The following is a 26,638-nucleotide window of genomic DNA, read 5'->3' as shown; positions in this document are numbered from 1 at the left end:
ACGAATATGAACTACTTTGATCATGCCGCAACGACGCCGATGCGTCCGGAGGTGCTCGAGGCGATGACGCCGTATTTGCTCGAACAATACGGTAATCCGTCGAGCATCCACGGCATCGGACGGACGGCCCGCGCCGCGTTAGACGCTTCACGCCGGACACTCGCCACGTGGATCGGGGCGACCTCGAACGAGATCGTCTTCACGTCGGGTGGGACCGAGTCGGACAACTATGCGTTGTTCGGCGCGGCGTACGCGAATCAACATAAAGGCAAACATTTGATTACGACGAAAGTCGAACACCACGCCGTCTTGCACGCGATGGAGCAACTCGAACGGGAAGGCTTTGATGTGACGTATCTCGATGTCGACGCGACGGGTGCGGTGACGCTTGACTCCGTTCGTGCTGCGCTCAGGGACGATACGATTCTCGTCTCGGTCATGTACGGCAACAACGAGGTCGGCACATTGCAACCGATTGCGGAAATCGGGGCGCTCCTCGCCGACCATCAGGCCTATTTCCATACGGACGCGGTCCAAGCGCTCGGCACGGAAACGATTGACGTTAAGGCGCTCGGTGTCGATTTATTGTCGGCCTCGGCCCATAAAATCAACGGCCCGAAAGGTATCGGTTTTCTTTTTATGAAAACAGGTGTAAAATTAGCGACGCGTTCTTTTGGAGGACAACAAGAACGGAAACGTCGAGCCGGCACGGAAAACGTTCCGGGTGCCGTCGGGTTCCAACAAGCGGCCGAACTGGCCAAAATCGAACAGGCCGAACGGGTGAGCACGTATCAGCAAATGGCTGAGGCGCTCTTCGGGCGACTCGATGAACTTGGAGTCGAGTATGACGTGAACGGGGCGAATCGCTTGCCGCACATCGTCAACTTGTATCTCCCGGGCATCGAGCTCGAACCGTTCCTGATCATGATGGACATGCGCGGTTTTGCCATCTCGAGCGGCAGTGCCTGCACGGCCGGGTCGATCGAACCGTCACACGTATTGACGGCGATGTTCGGGACGTCGGAACGGACGAAACAGTCCGTCCGCATCAGCTTTGGACACGGCAACTCGGTCGAAGACGTGGAACGGCTCGCCGAACGACTCTCTGAGGTCGTCTCGACATTCACGAACGGAGTGAGATAACGAATGAACTTACGCACAAAAACCCCTGCTGAGACGACGGTCGTCGTCGGGATGTCAGGCGGCGTCGATTCATCGGTGACGGCCCATCTGCTGAAAGAGCAGGGCTATAACGTCATCGGAATCTTTATGAAAAACTGGGATGATACGGACGAGAACGGTGTCTGTACGGCGACCGAAGACTATGAAGATGTCATCGCGGTCGCGAACCAAATCGGAATCCCTTATTACGCGGTCAACTTTGAGAAAGAATATTGGGACCGCGTATTCGAATACTTCTTGGCCGAGTACCGTCTCGGACGGACGCCGAACCCGGACGTCATGTGTAACAAGGAAATCAAGTTTAAGGCGTTCCTCGATCACGCGCTTCGTCTCGGTGCCGACTTTGTCGCAACCGGGCACTACGCACGGGTCGAGTATGTCGACGGTGAGCATCGACTCCTTCGTGGGAAAGATGACAATAAAGACCAAACGTACTTCTTGAACCAGTTGTCACAAGACCAACTCGCGCGGACGATGTTCCCGATTGGTCATATGGACAAGAAAGACGTCCGTGTCATCGCCGAAGAAGCGGGACTCGCGACAGCGAAGAAAAAAGATTCGACGGGCATCTGCTTTATCGGAGAGCGAAACTTCAAAGAGTTCCTCTCGGAGTATTTGCCATCACAACCAGGCATCATGCAGACGCTCGAGGGGGAACAAAAAGGAAACCATGACGGGCTCATGTATTACACGCTCGGTCAACGCCACGGTCTCGGCATCGGCGGCGACGGGGACCCATGGTTCGTCGTCGGCAAGAACGTCGAAGAAAATATCCTCTACGTCGGCCAAGGGTTCCATCATGACGCGCTCTATTCGGACGCGCTGCTCGCCTCGAAGTTGTCATGGACAGGTGCCGTCCCAACAGGTGAGTTCCGGGCTACGGCGAAATTCCGCTACCGTCAACAAGACGTACCCGTGACGATCGCACCACTTGAAAATGGCGAAGTGCTCGTGAAATTTGATGAGCCGCAACGCGCCATCACACCAGGCCAAGCGGTCGTCTTCTATGATGGCGACATCTGCCTCGGCGGTGCGACGATTGACGAAGCGTATCGAAACGGAAAACGACTCGACTATATCGGATGAGGTGATGATTTTGAACGCAAACGAATTAGGCATCCAAGCGATGCAACAAGGTGAGTTCGAACAGGCGGCCAAGCAGTTCAACGCTGCCATCGAAGCGGACTCAACCGACCCGACTGGTTACGTCAATATGGGTACGCTCCTGCAAGCGATCGGTGACCATGAACGGGCCATCGTCTTTTACGATAAGGCGCTCGAACTCGACAACGCGTTCGGCGCGGCGCATTATGCGAAGGGAGCGCTCGCCTATGAGCTCGAACAGCTCGACTTGGCGGAGGCTTCGCTTCGTCAGGCGCTCCTTGCCGGGATGAACGACGCCGACCTTCATTTCATGCTCGGCTTGACGTACAAGGCGATGGGCGATTTCGTCCGGGCGTTGCCACGTCTTCGCGAGGCGATGAAGCAGGCGCCAGAAGACGTCGAGATTTCGTTCCAGTACGGGCTCGCGCTCGCACAGAACGAACAGCTCGATATGGCCGTGGAAGCGCTCGAGCATACGCTCGACCTCGACGCGAGCCATACGGACGCCCGCTACAACTTGGCGATTGCTTACGCGTTCCTCGGAGAACAAGACAAGACGTACGCCGAGCTTGAACGCGTGCTCGAGTTGCAACCGGACCATGCGCTCGCGTATGACGCGAAAGCGAAAATGGATGAGCTGCTCGGTAACTAAATCAATAAAGCGCTTCTCGCAGTGTTTGCGAGAGGCGCTTTTTGTTAGTCCCAATAATGGAAGATGACGTTACCAATTGTTTCTGGTTCCCAATATTCGATTTCTCCGCGTTCCGCCTTGTTCAGAAACGGCTGTAGCGACAAATCGAACCGCTCATTCAACTCCGCCGCTGATGGGATTTGATATAAATCAGGAAACAAATCGGTCAGTTCGGGCACATCGATATACTCGTACTGAAACGGTTCATATTTTGAGATGCCGATGACGGGATAAACTCTGCTGAGCAGCACATAGATGCTACGTCCACGGATGGTGATGGTCGCTTGGTCATAGTTCGGGGTGACCGAGTCCCCGAGGATGATGCTACACGTCCCACCTTTACGACGGGCGTAATCGAAACAAACCGTTCGGAACGATTGATCATCGAACTCGGGGGCGGGGCAGTCGCCGTATGAAAAGCCGGTGATGCATTCTGGTAAGATGAGCGTCATGACGCCACCTCCCCGATGATCCAAACCGAAACATTAAAAATCGTCACGAACAACGCGCCGGTGAGCGCGATATAGCTCCACACGACGCCCGTTCCTGATTTGGTCCGGCGTACCCCATCCGTTAAGATGAGCAACATGGCGCCGAATGACAAAAACGATAAGGCGGCAAACGAAGTCGGCCGGTCGAGCGTAGGAAACGCATCGAACACGAAATAGAGTCCGAGCGTGAGAACGGTTAACCCAGTCATGATCAGAAGTGGGAAGAAACGCATAAAACACAACCTTTTCCATTTTCTCTCATCGTATCATGTGGGGTTGTCGAGCGTATACGTGAATCAGAGTTGCTTCGTCGTGATTTTTACGGGCTCGCCACCGAACTTCTCGTACGCCTCGTCCATGTTTTTCGTATACAGCTCGATGACGTTCTTGCTCGGGTCTTTAAAGTAGGCCGAGCGCTCTTTGCCGTTGACCGTCTCGTCTTCGTCCCACGTCCGGAGCTTCGTCGGGATGTTTGACGCCTCTAATACCTCGAGCGCTTGGTCGAACGAGTCCATCGGCACATAGAACGCGCAGTGGACGTGGGCGCCGCCCTCATCATAGAGCATATCCCACTCGGTCACCTCTTCTTGCCGATTCGATTCTTCTTCCGATGTGAAATCACGTTTCAGCCAGAGGCCGAGACGGGTGTTCCCCCCGACATAGAGCCACGTCGCCCATGGTTCGTCCGCCTGTTCCTGTGCTTCGCTCGGCTCGGCATCGTCACCGACCCATTGTTCGACGACGGGAAGTCCGAGCTTGCCGTGCCAAAAGTCGACGGCCTCCGCCATATCGGTCACTTCTAACACGAGTTCACACAGGCCACTGATTGGAATACGTTTCGTCATACATAGTCCCTCCTTCATAGGTTCACTCGAACAGTTCCCGCTTTGATTCGACGAAAAACGTGCATAGCCGTCCAATTGTTCGGGAAATGGAATAACAATTGAGAGGGGAGAAGTGTATGCGATTGATCAGTCTGGTCAGTGTCCTTGTTTTTTTTATCATCGAATGGTTTATGCTCGGTCGTCTGTTTGCCGCCATCGACGAACGTTTAGCGACGGGCGAATGGACAAACAATCTGTTGTTCCGGGTCGTCGTCGAGTCGGAGCGGGCGTCGACCGTCCTGTTAGTCTTATTCGCGACGTTCTTCGTGCTCGGTATCATCATGCATTGGGTGTTGTCGACTCATCGCTCTTGGTCCGTAACGCTCGGGACGGTCGGGGTGGCCTGGGTCGTACCAGCCCTGCTCGCGATTGTGGCTTGGTTCATCCCAAATCCATACATCCAGCTCGCCATCATCGTGTTGCAGTTGTCGTTCATCCCGCTCATCCCGTTCGTCGGACAGACGGTGCGGCTCGGTCATGTCGTGCTCAACTGGGGCGTCCATGTCGTTGCCGCAGGTCTCGTGTTGTTGATTCAGCGGCCATCTTTGGAGCAATTGTTCCGCATCGAGCGGACCGAACTGTTCGAGCGGCTCGAAGGGTATGTCAATTCGGGCGAGTTGGAACGGTTCGAACGGTTGCTTGAAACCGTGGACTTAGATCAACTTGAACGGATCTTGAACCGAATCGATCTCGATCAACTCATTCAAATCTTGGAACGGGTCGACCTCGATCAACTTGAGCGCATCTTGAACCTGTTCAGTTAGGCGATTTGTCCTATCGTTTCAACTCGGGCTATAATGGGGGATGGAAAACTAGCTGGAGGTGGCTCGAATGATGGCAGCACCTTACGAGTTGACAGGAAAAGTCATCCGCGTCCTGTTTCAATCGGAAGAAGAAGCGCACACGATCGCGCTCGTACGTATAAAAGAAAAGAACTTTGAGACAGACGAGACCGAGATGGTCATCGCCGGTGTCGGCGTCGGCATTGAAAAAGGTGAGACATACAAAGCGCACGGGCGTCTCGTCGACCATCCCCGGTTCGGGAAACAGATGAAGGCCGAGTGGATTCGTCGTGTCGTCCCGATGACGAAGCGCGCGGCCGTCCGCTTTTTAACGAACGGTTCGTTCCCTGGAATCGGACAAAAGACGGCCCAGAAGATTGCTGACGCACTCGGAGACGACTGCATCGACAAAATCGTCAAGCATCCGAGCCTTTTGTCAAACGTCGACGGCTTGAAAGAGAAACAAGCCCGTGTCATCACCGAACGGTTGAACATCTTGTATGGGGTCGATCAGTTGCTGTTGTTTTTGGCGCCGTTCGACGTCACACCACGACTCGCCTCGAAGATTCATAAAGAGTATGAAGGTCGGGCGATGGAGACGATCGAGAAAAATCCATACGCCCTCATGTATGATGTCCCTGGTATCGGCTTCAAGACGGCCGACGCCATCGCCGCTCACTTCGGGATTCAAGGGATTCACCCGGAACGGATCGCGGCGGCCGTGTTGTACGTGCTCGAGCTCGAGCAAGGGAACGGGCACTTGTTCGTCACGGCCGACCAGCTCGCGAATGAGATGCCGCGCATCATCGGCGGCGACCCGGGCGAGGCGCTCGTCTCGGCGCTCGAGACGCTCGCGAACGATGAACGTGTCATTGTCGAAGACGGGGTCGTCTATCATCCACGCGTGTACCGGGCCGAACAAAAAGCGGCCGAAGAACTCGCGCGCATCATGTCGACCTCGACGACAGAAGACGTCGATATGACGACGATTTTCGATGCGGTCGGACGCGTCGAAGAGATGTTCTCGATTGAGTATGCGAAACAACAACGAGAAGCGATTGAACTCGCTTTGAAGTCGCCGCTCATGGTACTCACCGGTGGACCGGGTACCGGGAAGACGACCGTCGTCCGCGGCATCATCCACGCGCTTAGCGACGTGTTCGATTGGAAGCTCGAACCGGTACAGAATCAACCGTTCCCGTTCGTGCTCGCCGCACCGACCGGACGAGCTGCGAAACGGCTCAGTGAGTCGACGGGCTTACCGGCCTCGACGATTCACCGCCTCTTAAAGTTCGATGGCAGCTCGTTCCAAGTCGATGACACGAATCCGCTCGTCGGAAAAGTGCTCATCGTCGATGAGGCGTCGATGATCGATATCTTCTTGTTCCGAAGTCTGCTCCGGGCCGTGCCGAACGGGATGAAGATTCTCTTCGTCGGGGACCGTGATCAATTGCCTTCGGTCGGACCGGGCCAAGTGCTCGCCGATTTGATGGCGACCGACGGCATCCCGGTCGTCCGCCTTGATGTCGTCCATCGGCAGGCGTCCGAGTCGAGCATCCTGCGCCTGGCGCACGCGCTCAACGCGAAACAGATGCCGGACGATTTGCTCGCGGCGCTGCCGGACCGCCGTTTCTATACGGCCAACCAAGAGACGGCACTTCAAGCCATCTGCCAAATGGCAGGGGCCGCGCTACGAAAAGGCTATTCACCGTTCGATATCCAAGTGCTCGCGCCGACGTACCGCGGGGTATGCGGCATCGACGGCTTGAACGAGGCACTTCAAAACGTGTTCAATCCGAAATCGGCGGCCCGGGAAGTGAAGCACGGCAACCGGACGTATCGAAACGGGGACAAAGTGCTCCAACTCGTCAATAACGCCGAGGAGAACGTCTACAACGGCGACATCGGCGAAATCACGAATATCTTTTACGCCAAAGAGAACGTCGACAAGGTCGATAAAATCTATATCCGTTTCGATCAAACCGAGGTCGAGTATAACCGGAGCGAATGGGACCAGTTCACCCACGCCTATGCCATCACCATCCATAAGTCGCAAGGGTCCGAGTTCCCGATCGTGCTCATGCCCGTCTTCTTCAACGGCGGCTTCCGCTCGTCGCGCAACTTGATTTATACGGCCGTCACGCGGGCGAAGAAGAGCCTGCTCTTGTTCGGGGACGTGCGTGCGCTCGAGGCGGCGACACGGGAAGAGGAACCGGTGCGGCGGACGAAACTCGTCGAGCGGCTAGGCGGCAAGTCTTGACGTCTCCCGATTGACGTGTGATAATGACCAATAGAAAACTGAAACGATTAAAGACGATGAAGGAAATGAGTACGTCGTAACCGCCTCACCAGAGACATCTTCCTAGGCTGAGAGAAGATGGGGGTCCGGTCGACCGAAGCTAGTCTGGAGTCCCCACTCACCCTGGGCGCCTCATCCGCGTTATCGGATGTTCGAGGCACGGCTTTGCCGTGCGAACGAGGGTGGTACCACGAAGCGATGCTTTCGTCCCTTTCCACAGGGATGAGCATCGCTTTTTTTCGTTTCGTTTAAACTGAAGGAGGAATTGTTGATGAAACCGCTCAAACCATTAACTGGCGCACAGATTCGCCAAATGTATTTAGATTTCTTCAAATCAAAAGGACACAGTGTCGAGCCGAGTGCCTCGCTCGTACCGGTCGAGGATCCGACGCTTCTTTGGATCAACTCAGGTGTCGCGACGCTTAAAAAATACTTCGATGGCCGCGTCATTCCTGCCAACCCCCGCATCGTCAATGCGCAGAAGTCGATTCGGACGAACGACATCGAGAACGTCGGGAAGACGGCTCGTCACCATACGTTCTTCGAGATGCTCGGAAACTTCTCGGTCGGGGACTACTTCCGCGAAGATGCGATTAAATGGGGCTGGGAACTCCTCACGAGCGATGAGTGGTACGGACTCGATCCGGACCGCCTGTCGGTGACGATTCACCCGGAAGATGAAGAAGCGAAACAAATCTGGCTCGCACTAGGCGTTCCGGCTGACCGCATCATCCCACTTGAAGAGAACTTCTGGGAAATCGGGGAAGGCCCGTCTGGCCCGAACACGGAAATCTTCTTCGACCGCGGACCGGCGTTCGGCGACGACCCGACGGATCCGGAACTATACCCAGGCGGCGAGAACGAACGCTACCTTGAAATCTGGAACATCGTCTTCAGTCAGTTCAACCATGACGGGCACGGGAACTACACCGAGCTCCCACGGAAAAACATTGATACAGGGATGGGTCTCGAGCGGATGGCGAGCGTCATGCAAGACGTGCCGACGAACTTCGATACCGATCTGTTCATGCCGATTATCCGTGAGACAGAAAAAATCAGCGGCGAGGCGTATCGCGCCGACAACAGCAAAGATGTGGCGTTCAAAGTCATCGCTGACCACATCCGCACCGTCTCGTTCGCGATCGGCGACGGGGCGCTCCCATCGAACGAAGGCCGTGGCTACGTGCTTCGTCGTTTGCTCCGCCGGGCCGTCCGCTATGCGAAGATGCTAGGCATCGAGCGTCCGTTCATGTATGAGCTCGTCGACGTCGTCGGCGACATCATGGTCGACTTCTATCCGGAAGTCCGTGAGAAGAAAGACTTCATCAAGAAGGTCGTCAAGAACGAAGAAGAGCGTTTCCACGAGACGCTTCATGACGGTCTTGCCATTTTGAACGAAGTCGCGAAAGCACAGAAAGCAGCCGGTTCGAACGTCATCAGCGGAGAAGATGCATTCCGTCTTTACGATACGTACGGTTTCCCGCTCGAGTTGACGATTGAGTATGCTGAAGACCATAACCTCTCAGTCGACGAGGACGGCTTCAAACAAGCGATGAACGCCCAGCGCGAACGTGCCCGGACAGCCCGCGCCGACGTCGAGTCGATGCAAATCCAGTCAGGCGTACTCGCAGACATCACGCTCGCGTCATCATTCGTCGGTTACACGAACCTCGGCACGGAAGCAAAAATTATCAGCTTGATTCACGATGGTGAGCTCGTCGACGTCGTCGCAGCAGGCGAAGAAGCGCAAGTCATCCTCGACCAGACGCCATTCTATGCAGAGAGCGGCGGACAAATCGGTGACAAAGGCCAAATCGTCGGGTCGGACTTCGTCCTTCACGTGAAAGACGTCTCGAAAGCACCGAACGGCCAAAACTTGCATACGGTCACGGTCACATCGGGTGTCGCCAAGGCAGAGGTCGCGGTGACGGCGACAGTCGACTTCGACTCACGTCAAGCGATTATCAAAAACCACACGGCGACGCATTTGTTGCATCGCGCGTTGAAAGACACGCTCGGTGAGCACGTCAACCAAGCGGGTTCACTCGTGACACCGGATCGCCTCCGCTTCGACTTCTCGCACTTCGGTCAAGTGACAGCTGAAGAGCTTCAGTCGATCGAGCGTCAAGTGAACGAACGCATCTGGGCGTCAATCGCTGTTGATATCGAAGAGATGAACATCGCCGACGCGAAAGCGAAAGGTGCGATGGCGCTCTTCGGTGAGAAGTATGGGGACGTCGTCCGCGTCGTCGCGGCCGGTGACTCGGTCGAGCTTTGCGGTGGTTGTCACGTCGGCAACACGGCTGAAATCGGACTCTTCAAAATCTTGTCGGAGTCAGGAATCGGGGCCGGTACACGTCGCATCGAGGCAGTCACAGGCGCTGGGGCTTACGAAGTGATGAACCAGCATATTGAGACGCTCGAGACGGCAGCGAAACTGCTCAAGACAAAACCGCTCGAAGTGCCGACACGTGTCCAAGCGCTTCAAGCTGAAATGAAAGAACTCGAACGCGCGAGCGAATCGCTCAAAGCGAAGCTTGCGAACATCGAAGCGTCGTCCCTCACTGACGCCATCGAAACGTTCGGCGATGTCCAATTGATTGCCAAACGCGTCGACGGACAAGACATGGACGCGCTCCGTGGCATGGTCGACGAATTGAAAGGCAAGCTCGGTTCAGCCGTCATCTTGCTCGGTTCGGCGAACGGCGACAAGGTTAACCTCGTCGCAGGGGTGACGAAAGACTTGAACGACCGTGGCTTCCATGCCGGGAAATTGATTAAAGAAGTGGCAACACGTTGCGGCGGTGGCGGTGGAGGCCGTCCTGACATGGCACAAGCCGGAGGCCGTGACGCGACAAAACTGGACGAAGCATTGAAGTTTGCTTCACATTACGTTCAATCACTGGCATAATAGAATGTGAAGTGCAAACGGAAAGAGGTGGATTCTTGTGAGCCAAATGGATCGCACGATGCAATTCAATTTTCCAGAAGATGATAATCGAGCCAACACTCGGGAAACGCTGATCACGGTGTATCAAGCACTCGAGGAGAAAGGCTACCAACCGATCAATCAAATCGTCGGATACTTGTTGTCAGGTGACCCTGCCTACATCCCGCGTCATAACGATGCGCGAAACTTAATTCGCAAAATCGAACGAGATGAGCTGCTCGAAGAGCTGGTCAAATCGTATTTGAACGATCGTAGAGAGGATTAATATGAAGCGAGTCATGGGGCTCGATGTCGGTTCGAAGACGATTGGGGTCGCTGTGAGCGATCTCATGGGATGGACGGCGCAAGGTGTGGAGACGGTCTACTGGACCGAGCCGGATTTTGAAGAAGCTGTCCGTCTGCTTCAACCGATTATTGAGCAGTACGATGTGAAAGAAGTCGTCGTTGGTCTACCGAAGAACATGAACGCGACGATCGGACCTCGGGGCGAGGCGTCACAGGCGTTTGCCGCAGCCCTCACCGAGGCGACCGGTTTGCCGACGATTCTCGTCGACGAGCGTTTGACGACGATGCAAGCGGAGCGGATGCTGATTTCAGCAGACGTCAGCCGAAAAAAGAGAAAGGCCGTCATCGATAAGATGGCAGCCGTCATGATTTTACAAAACTACCTGGATCGCGCAGGCAAATAAGGAGGAATTACGTATGGCAGAACTTAGCCGTAACGAAGAAGAAATGTACCGTATTCCAGATGAAAATGGAGACGAGCATTTATTCGCAGAAATTTTCCGTATGACGAGTGACCGCACGAACAAGACGTTTGTCGTTCTTGAGCCGGTCGGTAACCCGGAAACGGAAGATGAAGACACAATCGAAGTATACGCGTTCGAAATCGAAGAACTTGAAGACGAAGAGTTCGTCTTGAAGATCGTCGAAGACGACGCTGACTTCGAGGAAGTCATGGAAGCGTTCGATATCGTCAATGACGAAGTAGGATTAGACTAATACGTGGGCGGGCGGCTAGGGGAAACCCTCGTCGCCCATCTTCATAACAGAAGAACAGGGGAGAAATGCGCATGAACCATCCATCGATGTTTGATGAGAAGCGTGCACGTAACCGGATCGTTCGGCGAATTACGGTCATCATCCTTGCTGTCTTTCTTCTAGTTATCGCCACAGGTGCCGCGGTGTCGTATGCGTTCGTGAAACGATCGCTCGAACCCGTCGACCCGTCTTCGACCGAATCGGTCGAGGTCGAGGTCCCGCTCGGTGCAGGTTCAGGGTACATTGGCGAACTACTCGAAGAGAATGGGCTCGTGAGGAATAGCACGATTTTCCGTTTTTATACACGATTTAAAAATGAATCATCGTTCCAAGCGGGGACGTATACATTGTCTCCGTCACAGTCGCTTGACGAGTTGATTGCTACGCTGAAGACCGGGAAAGTCATCGTCGTCCCGGATATCAAATTGGTGATTCCGGAAGGCTTTACAATCGATCAGGTCATCTCACGTCTCGCTAAAGTTGCAGAAATCCCGAAAGAAGAGATTTCGGCCCAACTGAGCGACGAAGAGTATATCCGCTCGCTCGTCAATGAGCATGAGATGTTGACCGACGAAGTACTCGCTGATGGGATTTACCATCCGCTCGAAGGTTACTTGTTCCCGGCCACGTATGAGTTCGACAAAGGTGTCACACTCACACAGATCATCGATGAGATGTTGAAGCCGACCGAACAGCTCTATCTCGAGTATGGGGATGCGGTTAAAGCGTCGGGACGTACGTTCCATGAGACGCTTGCGCTCGCCTCGGTCGTTGAGAAAGAGGCCGTGTCGACAGAAGACCGGCAAGAGATTGCCGGCGTGTTCGAAAACCGTTTGGCCGATGGCATGAAGTTGCAGTCTGACCCGACCGTCTGGTACGGTACCGGGGAGACTTCGATTTTCACATCGTTCAACGATCTCCAAAACGATTCACTTTATAACACATACCGCTACGAAGGGATCCCAATCGGACCAATCGCTGCGGTCAGTCGTGACGCGTTCGTCGCCACGCTCAATCCGAACGATACGGATAACGTTTATTTCTACGCCCGACCACCGCGTGAAGGATTCCCGAACGGGGAAGTCTTGTTCGAAGTGGAGTACGAGGCGCACCAACAGAACGTCAACAAGTATCGTCCAGAATGGGAAGCGTTCGAAGAAGCAAACAACAATTGACGGATATGCGACCGGAAGCCTTGGCTTCCGGTCGTTTGAATGAATAGAGAGGTTGAGGTGTACGACGTGGAACATTCATCCTATGAAGGTTACGTGGAAAACTTGGTCACGCCGCGGTCCCCGCTCTTGGCGGAGATGGAGGCGTTCGCGAAAGAACACCACGTGCCAATCATGGACTTGACCGGTTCAGAAGTGTTGCTGTCGCTTCTGGCGTTGCAGCGCCCGGCCCGCATCCTCGAGGTCGGGACAGCCATCGGCTATAGCGCGATTCGGATGGCCGAGCTGTTACCGGACGCTGAAATCGTCACAATCGAGCGGAATGCGCGACGTCACGAAGAGGCGCTCGGCTTTATCGGACGCTCGGACGTGTCGGACCGAATCACCGTCATCCATGGAGATGCGGTCGAATTGATTGGGACGATTGAAGGAGAATTCGATGCGGTCTTTATCGATGCGGCCAAAGGCCAGTATCAAAAATTCTTTGATGGGTATGGCGCTTTAGTACCAATTGGTGGTACGATTTACAGCGATAATTTATTTTTACGAGGGGACGTCCTGCTCGAAGACGTGTCAGTGCTTGACCGCCGTCGCCGCCGGCTCGTCCGTCTCGTAAAAGAGTTTACTGAGCAATTGATGGCACGGACCGATTATCATACTGCAATTTTGCCCCTTGGTGATGGCCTAGCAATCAGTCGTAAATTACGATGAGGAGGATTTAACTTTGATGCAACATAAACCCGTCATTATCGGCGTGGCCGGGGGCACCGGATCAGGCAAGACGACCGTGGCCCGCGCGCTCGTGGATGCGTTCAAAGGACAATCGGTCGTCATGATCGAGCAAGACGCGTATTATAAAGACCAGTCAGAGATGACGATGGAAGAACGGTATAAGACGAACTATGATCATCCGTTCGCATTCGATAACGATTTATTGATTGAACATATCAAACAGTTACAAGAACATAAGGCGGTTGAGAAGCCGGTATATGATTATGCCGCACACACACGTTCGGATCAGACGATTTTGATTGAACCGGTCGATGTCGTCATCGTCGAAGGTATTTTGGCGCTCGAGGACGACCGTCTCCGTGATTTGATGGATATTAAAGTATTCGTCGACACGGACGCGGACGTGCGGATTTTACGCCGGATGCAACGTGATTTGAATGAGCGGGGCCGGTCAATCGACTCGGTTGTCGCCCAGTATACGAACGTCGTCCGGCCGATGCATCTTCAATTTTGTGAGCCGACGAAACGCTACGCGGATATCATCGTCCCTGAAGGCGGAGAGAACTTTGTCGCCATCGATTTGCTCGTGACGAAGATTCGCTGGGTGCTGACAGAACGTAACCGCGCGTAAGGGAAATAAATCGTTTTCAATGTGAACTACTCACCACTTGCTTGTTTCGCAACTTGAAGTGGGAGTTTCTTGGGAAGACCGTGCTTTTACTAGCCGCGGTTATGGACCAAGCTCGTCGGGCAGTCCCTGCCCTGGGATGTTTCGGTCAGCGAGGCGCAACAGGTTGAGGCTCGCGTTGACGTCGCGGTCGTGGTGCGCGCCGCACGTGCCGCATGTCCACTCCCGGATGTCTAGTCCCTTCCTGCCGTCGTTCTCGCCACAGTTCGAACAGACTTGGGTCGAGGCGAACCATGGGTCGGCCTTGATGAGCGTCCGACCACGGAACCTACATTTGTAGGCGAGCTGGCGGACGAACTCGCCCCACCCGGCGTCCCCGATCGATTTCGCCAGGCGGCGGTTTTGCATCATCTCCCTCGGTTTCAGCGTCTCGACCACGACGACTTGGTTCTCGTCGACGATGCGTCGCGACAGCTTGTGGAGGAAGTCGTTGCGCCGGTTCCTGACCTGCTCATGCTTCCTCGCGAGGAGGAGCCGGGCCTTCTCGCGGTTCTTGCTGCCCGGCTTCTTGTGGGAGAGCGCGCGTTGCGCCCGTTTCAGCCGCGCCTCGGCCTTTCGCAGGTTGCGCGGGTTCGCAATCTTCTCCGTGACGAGCGCGTCGTTCGTCGTGACGGCGAAGTGCCCGAGGCCGAGGTCGATCCCGACCTTGTGCTCGGCGGGGACCCACGGCTCGTCGTCCTGTTCGACGAGGAGCGACACGAAGAACGTGCCCGTCTTCGTCATCGACACGGTCGCCGATCGGATCTTCCCGTTGAAACTGCGGTGCTGTGTGAACCGGATGAACCCGATCTTCGGGAGCCGTACCCGGTCTCCCTCGATGCGGATTGTTCCGTGCTGGTTGTTCGTCGTGTAGGACGCGTGCGCCTTCCGTCTCGACTTGAACACCGGGAAGCCGGCCGTCCCGGCGAAGAACTTCGCGAACGCCGCATCGAGGTGCAGCTTCGCGTTCGCGAGCGCGAGGCTGTCCGCCTCGCACAGGAACGGGAACAGTGGCTTGTAGGAGGCGGGTGTCGGCGGTTTCCGTCTCGGCCCACCGCCCGCCTTCGCCTCCTCGTGGATGGTGATACGGTCCTCGAGCAGCTTGTTGTAGATGAACCGGGCGCAGCCGATCGTCCGGATCAGGAACTCGGCCTGTGCCGCCGTCGGGTGGAGCCGGTATTTGTAGCCCTTCAGCATGTCCGTCCCTCCTTTGGGCGGTGTCAGGATGAGTCTCGTCCCATTCCGATACCCGCGGTGGGGGCGAGAGAATCTGACAGAATCACGAACCTTCGTTCGTTATATCTGTCACAGGGATATCCAAAGGATTTGCAAGCAGGCGGTTCATCTTCCACCTACGCTGGGCCTTCCCTATTCGACGTTTAGAGGTGGGAGAATTCTCGCCAAATTTAGTTAAAAGAGCTTTGACACTCTCACCATTGAAACCGTGGGATTCTGAAGTGCTTGTGCGAACGCAGTTCATTTTTGTTTTGTTCAAGCCTTCAAATGAGAGTGTGCCATCACCTCTACCGAGATAGACTCTATAGGTCCCCAGGTTGGTGGACTGTGACCATCTACCACAGGTCGTTACAGGTGTGCCTACTTGATGTTTTAGCGTCTTTAGCATGACGACAAGCATCGTATCATCGGTCTGCTGCCGGACTCGATTTTCAAAGGTCGGTGGACAAAGGTGTTTTAGAGACTTGTATGTGTCTATGCGATAGATTTAACCGAATGTCGGATATGGAGAACGTCCGAACTCACGTTTATCCCATGTTTAAAAACGGGATGTGTCGGATATGGGCTTTCCCGTTCGTAAATTCTGTAATATACTAGGAGACAATGAAGGAGTGACAGAAATGGCTGAAAAACAACATTACATGACGTTAGACGGAAAAGCGAAAATCGAAAATGAATTGAACGAACTGAAGACGGTGCGCCGTAAAGAAGTCGTTGAGAATATTAAGATTGCCCGCGATTTCGGAGACTTGTCTGAGAACGCTGAATACGATGCAGCGAAAGAAGAGCAGGCAATGGTCGAAGGACGGATCGCTCAACTCGAAGAGATGCTTCGTAACGCAGTCATCATCCAAGACGATGTGGCTGATAACTCGATGGTCGCAATCGGAAAGACCGTGACGTTCTTCATTCAAGAAGATAACGAGAACGAGACGTACACAATCGTCGGTGGCGCTGAGGCTGACCCGTTCACAGGGAAAATCTCGAACGAATCACCGATTGCAAAAGCACTTCTCGGCCGTACGGTCGGAGATGTCGTCAACGTGCAAACGCCAGGCGGCGACATGGTCGTCGAAATCAAGGAAATCAAGTAACACAAATGAGCGACTTCCACATGGATGTCGCTCTCTTTCTGAGGAGGCACTTATAATGAAAATTGGAATCATTGGAGCAATGGAAGAAGAAGTGAACTTGCTCCGCAACGAATTGACAGAACGGACGGACACGGAAATCGCTAACTATCACTTCTACGAAGGGTACCTCGGCAACGTCGAAGTCGTCATTTTGAAGTCAGGGATCGGAAAAGTGAACGCGGCCATCGGCACGACGCTTCTTATTGATAAGTTCAAACCAGATGTCGTCATCAATACCGGTTCGGCGGGTGGCTTCAAAAAAGGAATGAAAGTCGGAGATGTCGTCGTCTCGACCGAAGTCCGTCATCACGATGTTGACGTGACCGCGTTCGGCTACGAGTATGGCCAAGTGCCAGGCATGCCGGCAGCGTACAAAGCTGATGCTCATCTGATGGATGTCTGTAAAGAAGTGATTGAGAGCCTCCATGATGTGAACGTGCATACGGGTCTCATCGTGACTGGTGACTCGTTCATCAACGACTCGAAACGTGTCGCCGACATCCTCGGGCATTTCGAAGGCGTCGCGGCCGTCGAGATGGAAGCCGCACCGATTGCGCAGACGTGCTATCAGTTCGGGATTCCGTTCGTCGTGACCCGTTCAATCTCGGACAGTGCCGACGAAGAAGCAAACTTGTCGTTCGACGAATTTTTAGAGACGGCATCAATCAACTCGGCAAAAATGGTCATGGCCGTCACGAAACGACTCGGTCAAAGTGAATAATCGAGAGGGATGCGTTGACATCCCTTTTTTATTCCCTTATATTAGTACCAGATACTAAGAATAGGGGTCATCAATATGAACATTGGAATCATTGGAATCGGTTCGTTCCTTCCGGAGCATCGGGTCACGAACATCGATTTGGAAAAACGAATGGATACGAGCGATGAATGGATTCGGACCCGCACCGGGATCGAGGCGCGACATTTGGCCGACGCTGATCTCTCGGTCGCCGATATGGCCACACATGCTGCCGAGCGGGCGCTCCAAAGCGCAGGCGTCTCAATTGAAGATATCGACGCGATTATTTGTGCGACGGCGACGGCGCCCTCGTTCCCGGCGACAGCGTGTCTCGTTCAGGCCAACCTCGGAGCCAAGCGAGCGGTCGCTTTCGACGTCAGTGCCGCCTGTAGCGGCTTCATCTTCGCAATGGATACGGCGAAGAGCATGATGCAGGCGAAAGGCTTGAAACGGACGCTCGTCATCGGGGCCGAGAAGATGGGGAACCTCATCGACTGGGACGATCGCTCGACGGCCGTCTTGTTCGGTGATGGGGCAGGTGCCGTCGTCCTCGGTGAAGACGACGTCGCCGCCATCGATTCCATCGTACTCGGCAGCGACGGGACCGGCGGAAAGTTCTTATATGAGAACGAAGAAGGTAAAATCGTCATGAACGGACGCGAAGTCTTCAAGTTCGCTGTTCGTAAAATGCCGGATATCGTGCTCGAGGCATTAGAAGGAGCCGGGAAATCGATTGATGACCTGGACGTCCTTGTGCCGCACCAAGCCAACCGTCGCATCATCGACGCTGCGATTGAACGGTTAGGGCTTCAAGAAGAAAAAGTTGTCGTCACGATTCAAGACCATGCGAACACGTCAGCCGCTTCGATTCCGCTCGCTTTGGCTGAAGCGGTCAAGCACGGGAAGATTTCAAACGGTCAGACGGTCGTCGTCGCCGGATTCGGCGCCGGGCTCACATGGGGAGCGAGTTGTCTAACATGGAATAACGCTAACATCACGGAGGAGATTAACGCATGAAACGAGTAGTCATCACAGGATTAGGAGTCGTATCCCCGCTCGGGAACGATGTTACGGTAATGTGGGAGCGACTGTTGAACGGGGACAATGCAGTCGATACGTTAACGAAGATTGATATTAGCCAATATCCGGCCAAAGTCGGGGCAGAAGTCAAGGAATGGAACATCGATCACTTGGTCGAGCCGAAAGAGGCGCGCAAGATGGATTCGTTCATCCAATACTCGATTTTAGCCGCTGACGCCGCGCATCGAGATAGCGGTCTAGATGTGAAAGCAATCGCGGACGAAGTCGGGATTTGGATCGGAAGTGGAATCGGTGGGGTCGAGACGATCGACAAACAAGCGAGCATCTTGCATGAGCGGGGACCACGCCGCATCAGCCCGTTCTTCATCCCGATGATGATTCCGAACATGGCGAGCGGTCAAGTCTCGATTTATCTCGGGGCGAAAGGGCCAAGCAACTGTTCGGTCACAGCTTGTGCCTCTGGGACGAACTCAATCGGGGAAGCGTTCAAAGTCATTCAACGCGGCGATGCGCTCGCCATGTTCGCGGGTGGGGCCGAGGCGCCAATCACACCGCTCTCGTTCTCAGGATTCTGTGCCAACAAGGCGCTATCGACGAATCCGGATCCGAACACGGCATGCCGACCGTTCGATGCGAACCGTGACGGCTTCATCATGGGTGAAGGTGCGGGCGTGCTCGTTCTCGAGGAATACGAGCATGCGAAAGCGCGCGGTGCCAAAATGTATGCGGAAGTTGTCGGTTACGGCATGAGTTCGGACGCCTACCATATCACGGCGCCGTCACCAGAAGCGGAAGGCGGATCGAAAGCGATGAACGAGGCGCTTCGGGACGCGGGGATTCGTCCGGAAGATGTGCAATACATCAACGCTCACGGGACGAGCACACCGCTCAACGATATGTTGGAGACGAAAGCCATCCACAACGTCTTCGGTGACCATGCTCATAACTTGGCCGTCAACTCATCAAAATCGATGATCGGGCACTTGCTTGGTGCCGCCGGCGGAGTCGAGGCCGTCATTACAGCGCTATCGATTCATGAGGGACGGATTCACCCAACGATCAACTGTGAGACACCGGCAGACGATTGTGATTTAGATTATGTCCGTGACGGAAATCGGGAACTTGATATCCAGTACGCACTCAGCAACTCGCTTGGCTTCGGAGGCCATAACGCGACGCTTGCATTCGCGAAAGTAAACGACTAATAGTAGAAATAAGTGGCAAAAACGGGTAGGGTATAAGGGTTGAGCTAACAGAAAGGAGAATGCCAGATGAAACGATTTTTCATCGGTGCCGCCTTGTTGGGTTCAGTCCTTATCCTTTTTTTCGTTATATGGTACGGACAACGAGAGCAGGCACGAGAATTAGTACCACCTGAAGAACAAATCGTGACGATTCATGGGGAGACATTACCCGAGCAACCGAACACGCTGCTCGCCATCGACCCGAGTTCACAAACTGTGTTATCGCATATTTATGAAGGCTTGTATCGCTTCGGTGCGGACGGGGAAATCGAACCGGGACTCGTCGAGACGATGACGCGATCAGAAGACGGCGCGACATACACGTTCAAGTTGAAAGAAAGTCAAACCGTGAACGGCAATGCGGTCACGGCCGAGACGTTCGTCGATCATTTCCAGATACTCGCCGATGACGACACGAACTCTCCGTTCAGTTTCCTCCTGGAGGACGTGTTGAACGGAAAAGCAATCAGTCTCGGGACGAAAGAACCAGAGACGCTCGGCGTGAAGGCCGTTGATGACCAGACGCTCGAGTTGACACTCGAACGACCGATGGAAGGGTTCGAACAGATTTTGGCGATGCCGGCCTTTTTACCACAGACGATGATCGGGGAATGGCAAGAGCTTGATGCGAACGGTCCGTTTCAAATCGAATCATTGGATGCGGCCCAAGTCACGTTGACGAAAAACGAGGCGTATTACGATGCCGATCGCGTCACGCTCGAAAAGATTATGATGTTGGCGGATGAAGGGCTGGATTCAGAACCGGATGGCATCCATCCGATTCCATACGGCACGGATGAGGCGACCATCGACTTGCTCGAAGGCAAGCTCGTCGACGTCCCACGCAGCGGCGTCTTCTATTTGAAGCCGAACGTCGACGAATATCCGTTCGATGATGTTGATTTCCGGCGAGCGCTCGCCCTCGCCTTGAATCGGGAAGCCGTGGAAGATTCACTCGCTCGGGCCGAAGTCACGACCGAACGATTGCTCGTCACCGATGAAGCGGAACTCGATACGTCCCTCGACGGGGAAGCGGCAGCGCTGTTCGCGGACGTGCTCGAACGGCTCGACGAAGACGAGATTGAAATCGAGTTGCTCAGTTTTGTCGATGACGAGGCACGACAAATCGCCCTAGCGATTGAAACAGAGCTTGAAAAACTTCCGGGTCTTCAAGTGAACGTCGTCGAACTCCCACTCGGAGACAAAGTTAGGAAAGAAGTCGCAGGCGAATATGCGCTATCTCTTTCCGGTTGGCAGCCGGACTATCCCGCATTCAGTGCCTATTTGACCCAATTCGAGACAGATAATTATTTGAATTCGAGCGGATTTGCCGACAAATCGTTCGATCGTTTGATGGAACAAGCTAGAGCGACCGAGGCGCTGGAAGAGCGGAACGAGACGTATCGACAAGCCGAAAAACGATTGTTGGAAGAAGCTGTCGTTATCCCAATCTATCAAGCTGGAAGATCTTACACGGTCGATTTCAAATATGCGGAAATCGGCTTTCCAGTCATCGGTCCTTCGTACGTCCTAACATTTTCTAAAGTTTATGAAAAATGAGCTAAAAGCCCGTCTCTGGAGGCGGGCTTTTAGCCTATACTAAAAATTTTTTAGAAAAATCAAAATAAACACTTTGCAAAATTATCAGAATATTGTATTATTGCTTCAACGGGATTGTGGTAACAAATTTTGTAAAGTGAACTATCAGAATTTTCTACCATCGTTCATTTCGTTAAAACGAAAAAAATCAGGGGGTCATCGCAATGAATAAGAAAAAAGGTTTTGCTTTAGCAACGTCGGTAACACTTCTATCTAGCGCATTCCTAGCGGCATGTTCGACAGGGGAAGAAGAGGGAGCAACAACTGACAATAACGCATCAGAAAATGCTGATGAAGCGCAAGTCCTCAACTTGCTCGATAGCTCAGACATCCCTTCACTTAACCCAACGCTTGCAACAGACGCAGTTTCATTCAACGTGTTGAACAACGTTAACGAAGGTCTTTACCGTATGGATAAAGATGACAACCCGAAACCGGGAATCGCGGAAGATCATGACGTCTCTGAAGACGGGAAAACGTACACGTTCAAAATCCGTGAAGGCGCAACTTGGTCTAACGGTGAGCCTGTAACAGCGAACGACTTCGAATACGCTTGGAAAGAAGTCCTTAACCCGGACAACGCTTCACAATATGCTTACGTCATGTCAATCATCGAAGGTGCTGAAGCCTACAACACTGGCGAAGGCGAGCGCGACGCTGTCGGCGTCAAGGCACTTGATGATCAGACACTTGAAGTTAAATTGACTGCACCAGCAGATTACTTCCTCGGCCTCACAAGCTTCGGCGTATTCATGCCTAAACTTGAGTCGTTCGACAAAGAGCAAGGCGAGAACTTCGGTACGTCTGCAGAGACAACTCTCTACAACGGACCGTTCAAACTCGAAAGCTGGGAGCGCGAGCAAGGCTGGAAAATGGTCAAAAACGACGACTATTGGGATGCTGAAGCCGTCAAACTTGAAGAAATCAACGTTAAAGTCGTTAAAGAAGTTTCAACAGGTGTTAACTTGTACGAAAACGGCGACGTTGACCGCACTGGTTTGACTTCTGAACTCGTTGCTCAATACCAAGACAACGAAGACTTCTCAACTGTCGTTGAGCCAACACTCTTCTACCTTCAGTTCAACACTGAGGTTGAAGCGCTCGACAACCAAAACATCCGTAACGCGATTGACGCGGCATACGATAAAGCAGCGATCTCTGAAACGCTCCTTGCGAACGGTTCAGTCCCTGCCAACTACCTCGTACCTAAAGACTTCGTCACTGGACCAGACGGCGCGGACTTCCGTGAAGCGAACGGCGACATCGGAGGCTACGACGTGGACAAAGCGAAAGAGCTTTGGGAAAAAGGACTTGAAGAACTCGGTCAAGACTCTGTCGAAATCGAGCTCCTCAACTATGACTCAGAATCTGCGAAGCAAATCGGTGAGTTCATCAAAGGTGAACTTGAGAAGAACCTTCCAGGGATCACGCTTACAATCAAGCAACAACCGTTCAACAACAAACTTGACCTTGAGAACAAAGGTGAGTTCGAGTTGACATTCGCTGGCTGGGGCCCTGACTACCAGGATCCAATGACATTCGTTGACCTCTTCGTCACTGACGGACCATACAACCGTGGTAAGTGGTCGAACGAAGAATTCGACAAGCTCATCGAATCTGCGAAATCAAGCACAGATGCTGAACAGCGTTGGGCTGACCTTCAAGCTGCAGAGAAAATCGTTCTTGAAGAGAACGCGATCTCACCAGTTTACCAACGTGGATCGGCTCGCCTCACGAAGCCATACGTTAAAGGAATCGTTGAGCACGCGTTCGGCGCTGACTACTCGTACAAGTGGGCTTACATCGAAGGCAAAGAGCAATAAGAAACAACAAGCATACAAAAAAAGAGACGGGGACGCCTGTCTCTTTTTTTGTGCCTTCAATTTGAGCCACTTTGCACAAAAAAGCCGCCCTTTGATTATAAAAGGCGGCTTCATGTTATTTCTTCACTTTGGCCCGTTTCCGGGTGAGCCCCATCGCTTTCTCGATTTTGGCGAGGTTTTTGTTGGCGACGGCTTCTGCTTTCTCACGTCCCGCATCGAGGATGGCGTCGAGCTCAGCTGAGTCAACGAGTTCGTGATAGCGATTCTGAATCGGCTCGAGCATGGCGACGACCGCTTCGGCGACGTCTTGCTTGAACGTTCCATAATTCGAATCTTTGTAACGCTCGACGAGTTCATCAATTGGGGTATCAGTCGAAAGCGAGTAAATCTCAAGCAAGTTCGAGATGCCCGGTTTATTCTCGCGGTCGAAGCTGATGACACCGCTCGAGTCCGTGACCGCGCTCTTGATTTTCTTACGGATGACGTTCGGCTCATCGAGCATCGAGATGAATCCTTTCACATTCGCATCTGACTTCGACATCTTTTTGACGGGGTTCGTCAAACTCATGATGCGTGCGCCTTCTTTTTGAATGAGCGGCTCAGGAATCGTGAACGTCTCATAGTATCGCTTGTTGAAGCGTTCGGCTAAATCACGCGTCAATTCGACGTGTTGTTTTTGGTCATCGCCGACCGGGACGAGTTCCGTGCCGTACAAGAGAATGTCGGCCGCCATCAATGTTGGGTAGACGAACAGGCCAGCGCCGATGTTTTCACTGTTCTGTGATTTGTCTTTATACTGTGTCATCCGGCTCAGTTCACCCATGCCGGCGATACATGTCAACATCCATCCGAGTTGGGCGTGGGCCTTCACTTCCGATTGGACGAAAATCGTCGACTTCTCCGGGTCGAGTCCGCAAGCAAGATAGAGTGCCGCAAGCTTGCGCGTGTTATCCATTAACTCGACGCGGTCGAGTTGAACCGTGATGGAATGGAGATCGACGACACAGTAAAACGCTTCATGTTCTTCTTGTAACTCGACGAACTGTTTCATCGCGCCTAAGTAGTTACCAAGCGTCACGACGCCGGTCGGTTTAATGCCAGAAAAGATTTTTGCCATGATTGCACCTCCAGAGAATATAAAAAACCACGGTTCCCCGCCCGATAAATCGGGACGAATAACCGCGGTGCCACCCAAATTTGCATGAAACTCATGCCACTTGATCGCGTTAACGGGCGTGACCGTCTCGCCGTACTCTCTTTCAGGCGAGCCACTCCGAAGTCCATTCGCTCGACGCTTTCCATCTACTCGCAGCAACGTAGACTCTCTGGGGGAAAGGGGATTCGAGGTACTTGTCTTCTTCCTTGTGTTTCCTATTGTTCTAGCCATAGTGTAGCATATCGACCGCGAAATCGGAAGGTCAAACGAGCGTGATCACGTAGGAAAGAATGACGCTCGCGACACCGACGTACACCCAACGCCACGCCGATCGTCTTTGGTCGGCTCGTTCTTCCGGTGACGCTTCTTCGTCTTCTTCGTAGTCAGGGTCGATTTCTTTCAACTTGGCCCGACGATTGCGTTTGAACCCGTACATGAACCCGTCAAATAATCCGGTGGCACCCATATGAGAGAACATCCCGACCGCGAAGACGAATATACCGGCCACGAACAAGCCGCCACTCAAATGGAACCCGATCGTCTCGTCTTGGTAGTATGACAAGTTCGACCAAACGGTGTAGGCAATTGTGACAATTCCCCAAACGATTAATATACTTCTAAAATTTTTCAATGTGACAAACTCCTTTCAGCGTGGATGCGCTCCATCGAGTCATCCGCCCTATGGCTCTATGATACCTGTTGTGCCACATATATGGCGAGAAGTTCGTGTTAAAAATGACAGCGGTTTATTGGGGAGTTGACAGTTTGATTAAAAATTTTTTACAATAGCCCTAACGTTCTTTCGTCGGATACAAAATGAAATATTCAGAAAATTAAAGAAAAAGTAAGATGTTACGGTCCGACGAAACGCCATGCTTCACGATTCAGAAAGGGGACATCGCAATGAAGAAAAAATCGATTCTGCTCATGATGACACTCATCTTGGCACTCGGTTCAGTGCTCGCCGCTTGCTCGACTGGCGGAGACTCTGACGGCGGTTCGTCTTCGAACGGAGAAAAGATTCTCCGCTTGACGGACACGTCTGACATTACAACAGCTGACCCGGCGCTCGCGACGGACGCTGTGGCGTTCAACTTGATCGCCAACACGATGGAAGGTCTCTATCGTCTTGACCAGGAAGGAAATGCCGTTCCAGCCATCGCTGAAGGAGAACCAGAAGTGAGTGAAGACGAAACGGTCTACACGTTCACACTTCGTGACGCGGAATGGTCAAACGGAGAACCTGTCACTGCGAACGACTTCGTCTATGCTTGGCAACGCGCCGTGGATCCTGAAACAGGTTCACAATACGCGTACATCATGAACACAGTTAAAAATGCCGAAGCCATCAACACGGGTAAACTTCCTAAAGAAGAACTCGGTGTGAAGGCAATCGATGAGAAGACACTTGAAGTTACACTCGAGCGTCCTGACCCATCGTTCATCTCACTCACATCGTTCGGTACGTTCACACCGATCAACGAAGCGTTCGCCACTGAAAAAGGCGCAGACTTCTCAACGTCACCAGAAAACCACATTTACAACGGTCCATTCACATGGTCGGAGTGGGATCGCGAGCAAGGATACGTCTTGACGAAAAACGAATCGTATTGGGATGCTGAAAATGTAGCCCTAGAAAAAGTCGACGTTCGCGTCGTCAAAGACACATCGACAGTCGTCAACTTGTATGAAGCAGGAGAAGTCGACTACGCCGGCCTCTCATCTGAACAAGTTGCCGCATTCCAAGAGAACGATGACTACAGCACAGGCCTTCGCTCAACTGTCGGTTACTTCAAGTTCAACCACGAAGATGAACTCTTTGCTGACGTCAACGCCCGTAAAGCCGTCGCTCGTGCGGTCGACCCAACCGGGATTATCGATCAGTTGTTGAACAACGGTTCAATCGCAACGACTTCGTTTGTCCCGAAAGAATTCATCAAGTATGAAGACGGAACGGATTACGCAGAAGGCGTGAAGCATTTCGAAACGAACGCTGACGAAGCGGCATCGCTTTGGGAAGAGGCGACTGGCGGCGAAGCTGTCACAATCGAACTTCTCTCATTCGATAGCGAAGTCGCGAAACAAATCTCAGAGTACATGAAAGGCCAACTCGAGTCGAACTTGCCGAACGTGACCGTGAACATCTCACAACAACCGTTCAACAACAAGCTCGAACTCGAAGCGAACGGAGAGTATCAGATGTCATTCGCCCTTTGGGGACCTGACTATCAAGACCCACTCACGAACCTTGGCATCTTCACATCTGACAACGGTCAGAACGACATCAACTACAAGTCGGCAGCATACGACAAGTTGATTGATGAAGCATCAGCTGAAACAGCGATCGATGCACGTTATGACAAGTTCAAAGAAGCAGAGACGCTCTTGATTGAACAAGACCAAGCCATCATGCCGCTTTACCAAGCGGGTGTCGCTTACTTGCTCCGTCCGAACGTCGAAAACTTCAACCGTCAACTATTCGGTGCTGACTACCAGTACAAATACGTCGATATCAACTAAAGAAGAAAGGGGGCATGCAACACGCATGTCCCCCCTTTTCTAAAAAAAAATTAGAAATCAGAGAAAAAACTATTCAAAAGTTTTGTTGGTAAAGTATAATGTAGTAACAGTGAAAATTCAGAATACTTTACAAACTAAGGATTCTTCGATTT

Annotated in this window: 25 protein-coding genes and 1 other annotated feature; of the genes, 19 read left to right on the top strand and 6 right to left on the bottom strand. The window is 53.0% G+C overall.

Annotation, left to right across the window (positions count from 1 at the left end):
- The first annotated feature begins 6 nt into the window (after nucleotides 1–6).
- Genes KNP82_RS04170 through KNP82_RS04160 form a run of 3 tightly spaced genes read left to right on the top strand, consistent with a single transcriptional unit; the run spans nucleotide 7 to nucleotide 2,938 of the window.
- Nucleotides 7–1,143 (top strand): cysteine desulfurase family protein, encoded by a 1,137-nt coding sequence (locus KNP82_RS04170; protein ID WP_058763255.1) that lies wholly within the window; start codon nucleotides 7–9, stop codon nucleotides 1,141–1,143.
- Nucleotides 1,144–1,146: 3 nt separating this feature from the next.
- Entirely contained in the window at nucleotides 1,147–2,268 is a 1,122-nt protein-coding gene (gene mnmA, locus KNP82_RS04165; RefSeq protein WP_214713888.1) for a tRNA 2-thiouridine(34) synthase MnmA, read from the top strand.
- A gap of 4 nt (nucleotides 2,269–2,272) precedes the next feature.
- Complete coding sequence (locus KNP82_RS04160; protein ID WP_214713886.1) at nucleotides 2,273–2,938, top strand: tetratricopeptide repeat protein; 666 nt, start codon at nucleotides 2,273–2,275, stop codon at nucleotides 2,936–2,938.
- A gap of 44 nt (nucleotides 2,939–2,982) precedes the next feature.
- Here KNP82_RS04160 and KNP82_RS04155 read toward each other — a convergent pair whose 3' ends face one another.
- The 3 genes from KNP82_RS04155 to KNP82_RS04145 form a co-directional block, all read right to left on the bottom strand.
- Nucleotides 2,983–3,429 carry a hypothetical protein gene (locus KNP82_RS04155; RefSeq protein ID WP_021066924.1) on the bottom strand — a complete coding sequence of 149 codons (447 nt, stop codon included), beginning with the start codon at nucleotides 3,427–3,429 and terminating at the stop codon, nucleotides 2,983–2,985.
- Entirely contained in the window at nucleotides 3,426–3,701 is a 276-nt protein-coding gene (locus tag KNP82_RS04150; protein WP_021066925.1) for a hypothetical protein, read from the bottom strand. The genes KNP82_RS04155 and KNP82_RS04150 overlap by 4 nt, the downstream gene beginning before the upstream one ends.
- A gap of 63 nt (nucleotides 3,702–3,764) precedes the next feature.
- A complete protein-coding gene (locus tag KNP82_RS04145) occupies nucleotides 3,765–4,313 on the bottom strand; it encodes a VOC family protein (protein ID WP_251128626.1) in 549 nt (182 codons plus the stop codon).
- Between the two features lie 116 nt (nucleotides 4,314–4,429).
- Between KNP82_RS04145 and KNP82_RS04140 the strand changes: the two genes are divergently transcribed.
- The 9 genes from KNP82_RS04140 (at nucleotide 4,430) to udk (ending at nucleotide 13,959) form a co-directional block, all read left to right on the top strand.
- Nucleotides 4,430–5,116, top strand: a complete 687-nt coding sequence (locus KNP82_RS04140; RefSeq protein ID WP_021066927.1) for a magnesium and cobalt transport protein CorA — start codon at nucleotides 4,430–4,432, stop codon at nucleotides 5,114–5,116.
- A gap of 70 nt (nucleotides 5,117–5,186) precedes the next feature.
- Nucleotides 5,187–7,394, top strand: a complete 2,208-nt coding sequence (recD2, locus tag KNP82_RS04135) for an SF1B family DNA helicase RecD2 (protein ID WP_251128625.1) — start codon at nucleotides 5,187–5,189, stop codon at nucleotides 7,392–7,394.
- A gap of 310 nt (nucleotides 7,395–7,704) precedes the next feature.
- On the top strand, nucleotides 7,705–10,344 hold the full coding sequence (gene alaS, locus KNP82_RS04130; protein ID WP_029595798.1) for an alanine--tRNA ligase: 2,640 nt from the start codon (nucleotides 7,705–7,707) through the stop codon (nucleotides 10,342–10,344).
- A gap of 37 nt (nucleotides 10,345–10,381) precedes the next feature.
- Nucleotides 10,382–10,648 (top strand): IreB family regulatory phosphoprotein, encoded by a 267-nt coding sequence (locus KNP82_RS04125; RefSeq protein ID WP_029595797.1) that lies wholly within the window; start codon nucleotides 10,382–10,384, stop codon nucleotides 10,646–10,648.
- A 1-nt stretch (nucleotide 10,649) separates the two neighbouring features.
- On the top strand, nucleotides 10,650–11,072 hold the full coding sequence (gene ruvX, locus KNP82_RS04120) for a Holliday junction resolvase RuvX (RefSeq protein WP_214752772.1): 423 nt from the start codon (nucleotides 10,650–10,652) through the stop codon (nucleotides 11,070–11,072).
- A 13-nt stretch (nucleotides 11,073–11,085) separates the two neighbouring features.
- Nucleotides 11,086–11,385, top strand: coding sequence for a DUF1292 domain-containing protein (locus KNP82_RS04115; RefSeq protein ID WP_021066932.1), 300 nt, complete (start codon nucleotides 11,086–11,088; stop codon nucleotides 11,383–11,385).
- Nucleotides 11,386–11,456: 71 nt separating this feature from the next.
- Nucleotides 11,457–12,599, top strand: a complete 1,143-nt coding sequence (mltG, locus tag KNP82_RS04110) for an endolytic transglycosylase MltG (protein WP_029595795.1) — start codon at nucleotides 11,457–11,459, stop codon at nucleotides 12,597–12,599.
- A 66-nt stretch (nucleotides 12,600–12,665) separates the two neighbouring features.
- Entirely contained in the window at nucleotides 12,666–13,307 is a 642-nt protein-coding gene (locus KNP82_RS04105; protein WP_214719531.1) for an O-methyltransferase, read from the top strand.
- Nucleotides 13,308–13,323: 16 nt separating this feature from the next.
- The gene (gene udk / locus KNP82_RS04100) at nucleotides 13,324–13,959 is read left to right on the top strand and encodes a uridine kinase (protein ID WP_214719530.1); all 636 of its coding nucleotides are present in this window, start codon (nucleotides 13,324–13,326) and stop codon (nucleotides 13,957–13,959) included.
- A 99-nt stretch (nucleotides 13,960–14,058) separates the two neighbouring features.
- On the opposite strand, the gene KNP82_RS04095 is transcribed toward udk, so the two are convergent.
- Nucleotides 14,059–15,192, bottom strand: a complete 1,134-nt coding sequence (locus tag KNP82_RS04095) for an RNA-guided endonuclease TnpB family protein (RefSeq protein ID WP_214827129.1) — start codon at nucleotides 15,190–15,192, stop codon at nucleotides 14,059–14,061.
- Nucleotides 15,193–15,851: 659 nt separating this feature from the next.
- Between KNP82_RS04095 and greA the strand changes: the two genes are divergently transcribed.
- From greA to KNP82_RS04065, 6 genes are all read left to right on the top strand, one after another.
- Nucleotides 15,852–16,325 (top strand): transcription elongation factor GreA, encoded by a 474-nt coding sequence (gene greA / locus KNP82_RS04090; protein ID WP_138859707.1) that lies wholly within the window; start codon nucleotides 15,852–15,854, stop codon nucleotides 16,323–16,325.
- Nucleotides 16,326–16,380: 55 nt separating this feature from the next.
- The gene (mtnN, locus tag KNP82_RS04085; protein ID WP_214752776.1) at nucleotides 16,381–17,085 is read left to right on the top strand and encodes a 5'-methylthioadenosine/S-adenosylhomocysteine nucleosidase; all 705 of its coding nucleotides are present in this window, start codon (nucleotides 16,381–16,383) and stop codon (nucleotides 17,083–17,085) included.
- A gap of 75 nt (nucleotides 17,086–17,160) precedes the next feature.
- On the top strand, nucleotides 17,161–18,120 hold the full coding sequence (locus tag KNP82_RS04080) for a beta-ketoacyl-ACP synthase III (RefSeq protein ID WP_214752778.1): 960 nt from the start codon (nucleotides 17,161–17,163) through the stop codon (nucleotides 18,118–18,120).
- Nucleotides 18,117–19,349: a beta-ketoacyl-ACP synthase II gene (fabF, locus tag KNP82_RS04075; RefSeq protein WP_214798945.1), complete on the top strand. Its 1,233-nt coding sequence runs from the start codon at nucleotides 18,117–18,119 to the stop codon at nucleotides 19,347–19,349. Before KNP82_RS04080 ends, fabF begins: the two co-directional genes overlap by 4 nt.
- A gap of 66 nt (nucleotides 19,350–19,415) precedes the next feature.
- Nucleotides 19,416–20,948: a peptide ABC transporter substrate-binding protein gene (locus KNP82_RS04070; RefSeq protein ID WP_214827127.1), complete on the top strand. Its 1,533-nt coding sequence runs from the start codon at nucleotides 19,416–19,418 to the stop codon at nucleotides 20,946–20,948.
- A gap of 203 nt (nucleotides 20,949–21,151) precedes the next feature.
- Complete coding sequence (locus tag KNP82_RS04065) at nucleotides 21,152–22,810, top strand: peptide ABC transporter substrate-binding protein (protein ID WP_214827125.1); 1,659 nt, start codon at nucleotides 21,152–21,154, stop codon at nucleotides 22,808–22,810.
- Between the two features lie 115 nt (nucleotides 22,811–22,925).
- Here KNP82_RS04065 and trpS read toward each other — a convergent pair whose 3' ends face one another.
- Nucleotides 22,926–23,927, bottom strand: coding sequence for a tryptophan--tRNA ligase (gene trpS / locus KNP82_RS04060; protein WP_214827122.1), 1,002 nt, complete (start codon nucleotides 23,925–23,927; stop codon nucleotides 22,926–22,928).
- Nucleotides 23,928–23,974: 47 nt separating this feature from the next.
- Nucleotides 23,975–24,182 (bottom strand) — a binding site (T-box leader).
- A 46-nt stretch (nucleotides 24,183–24,228) separates the two neighbouring features.
- A complete protein-coding gene (locus tag KNP82_RS04055; protein ID WP_214827119.1) occupies nucleotides 24,229–24,597 on the bottom strand; it encodes a DUF3899 domain-containing protein in 369 nt (122 codons plus the stop codon).
- A 272-nt stretch (nucleotides 24,598–24,869) separates the two neighbouring features.
- Here KNP82_RS04055 and KNP82_RS04050 point away from each other — a divergent pair, with 272 nt between their 5' ends.
- On the top strand, nucleotides 24,870–26,486 hold the full coding sequence (locus KNP82_RS04050; protein ID WP_214827116.1) for a peptide ABC transporter substrate-binding protein: 1,617 nt from the start codon (nucleotides 24,870–24,872) through the stop codon (nucleotides 26,484–26,486).
- The last annotated feature ends 152 nt before the right edge of the window (nucleotides 26,487–26,638 follow it).

This window comes from Exiguobacterium sp. s26, from assembly GCF_018618235.1.
Classification (GTDB): Bacteria; Bacillota; Bacilli; order Exiguobacteriales; family Exiguobacteriaceae; genus Exiguobacterium; species Exiguobacterium chiriqhucha.
The sequence above is the reverse complement of the archived record's forward strand: the minus strand, read 5'-3'. Positions and strand labels throughout refer to the sequence as shown.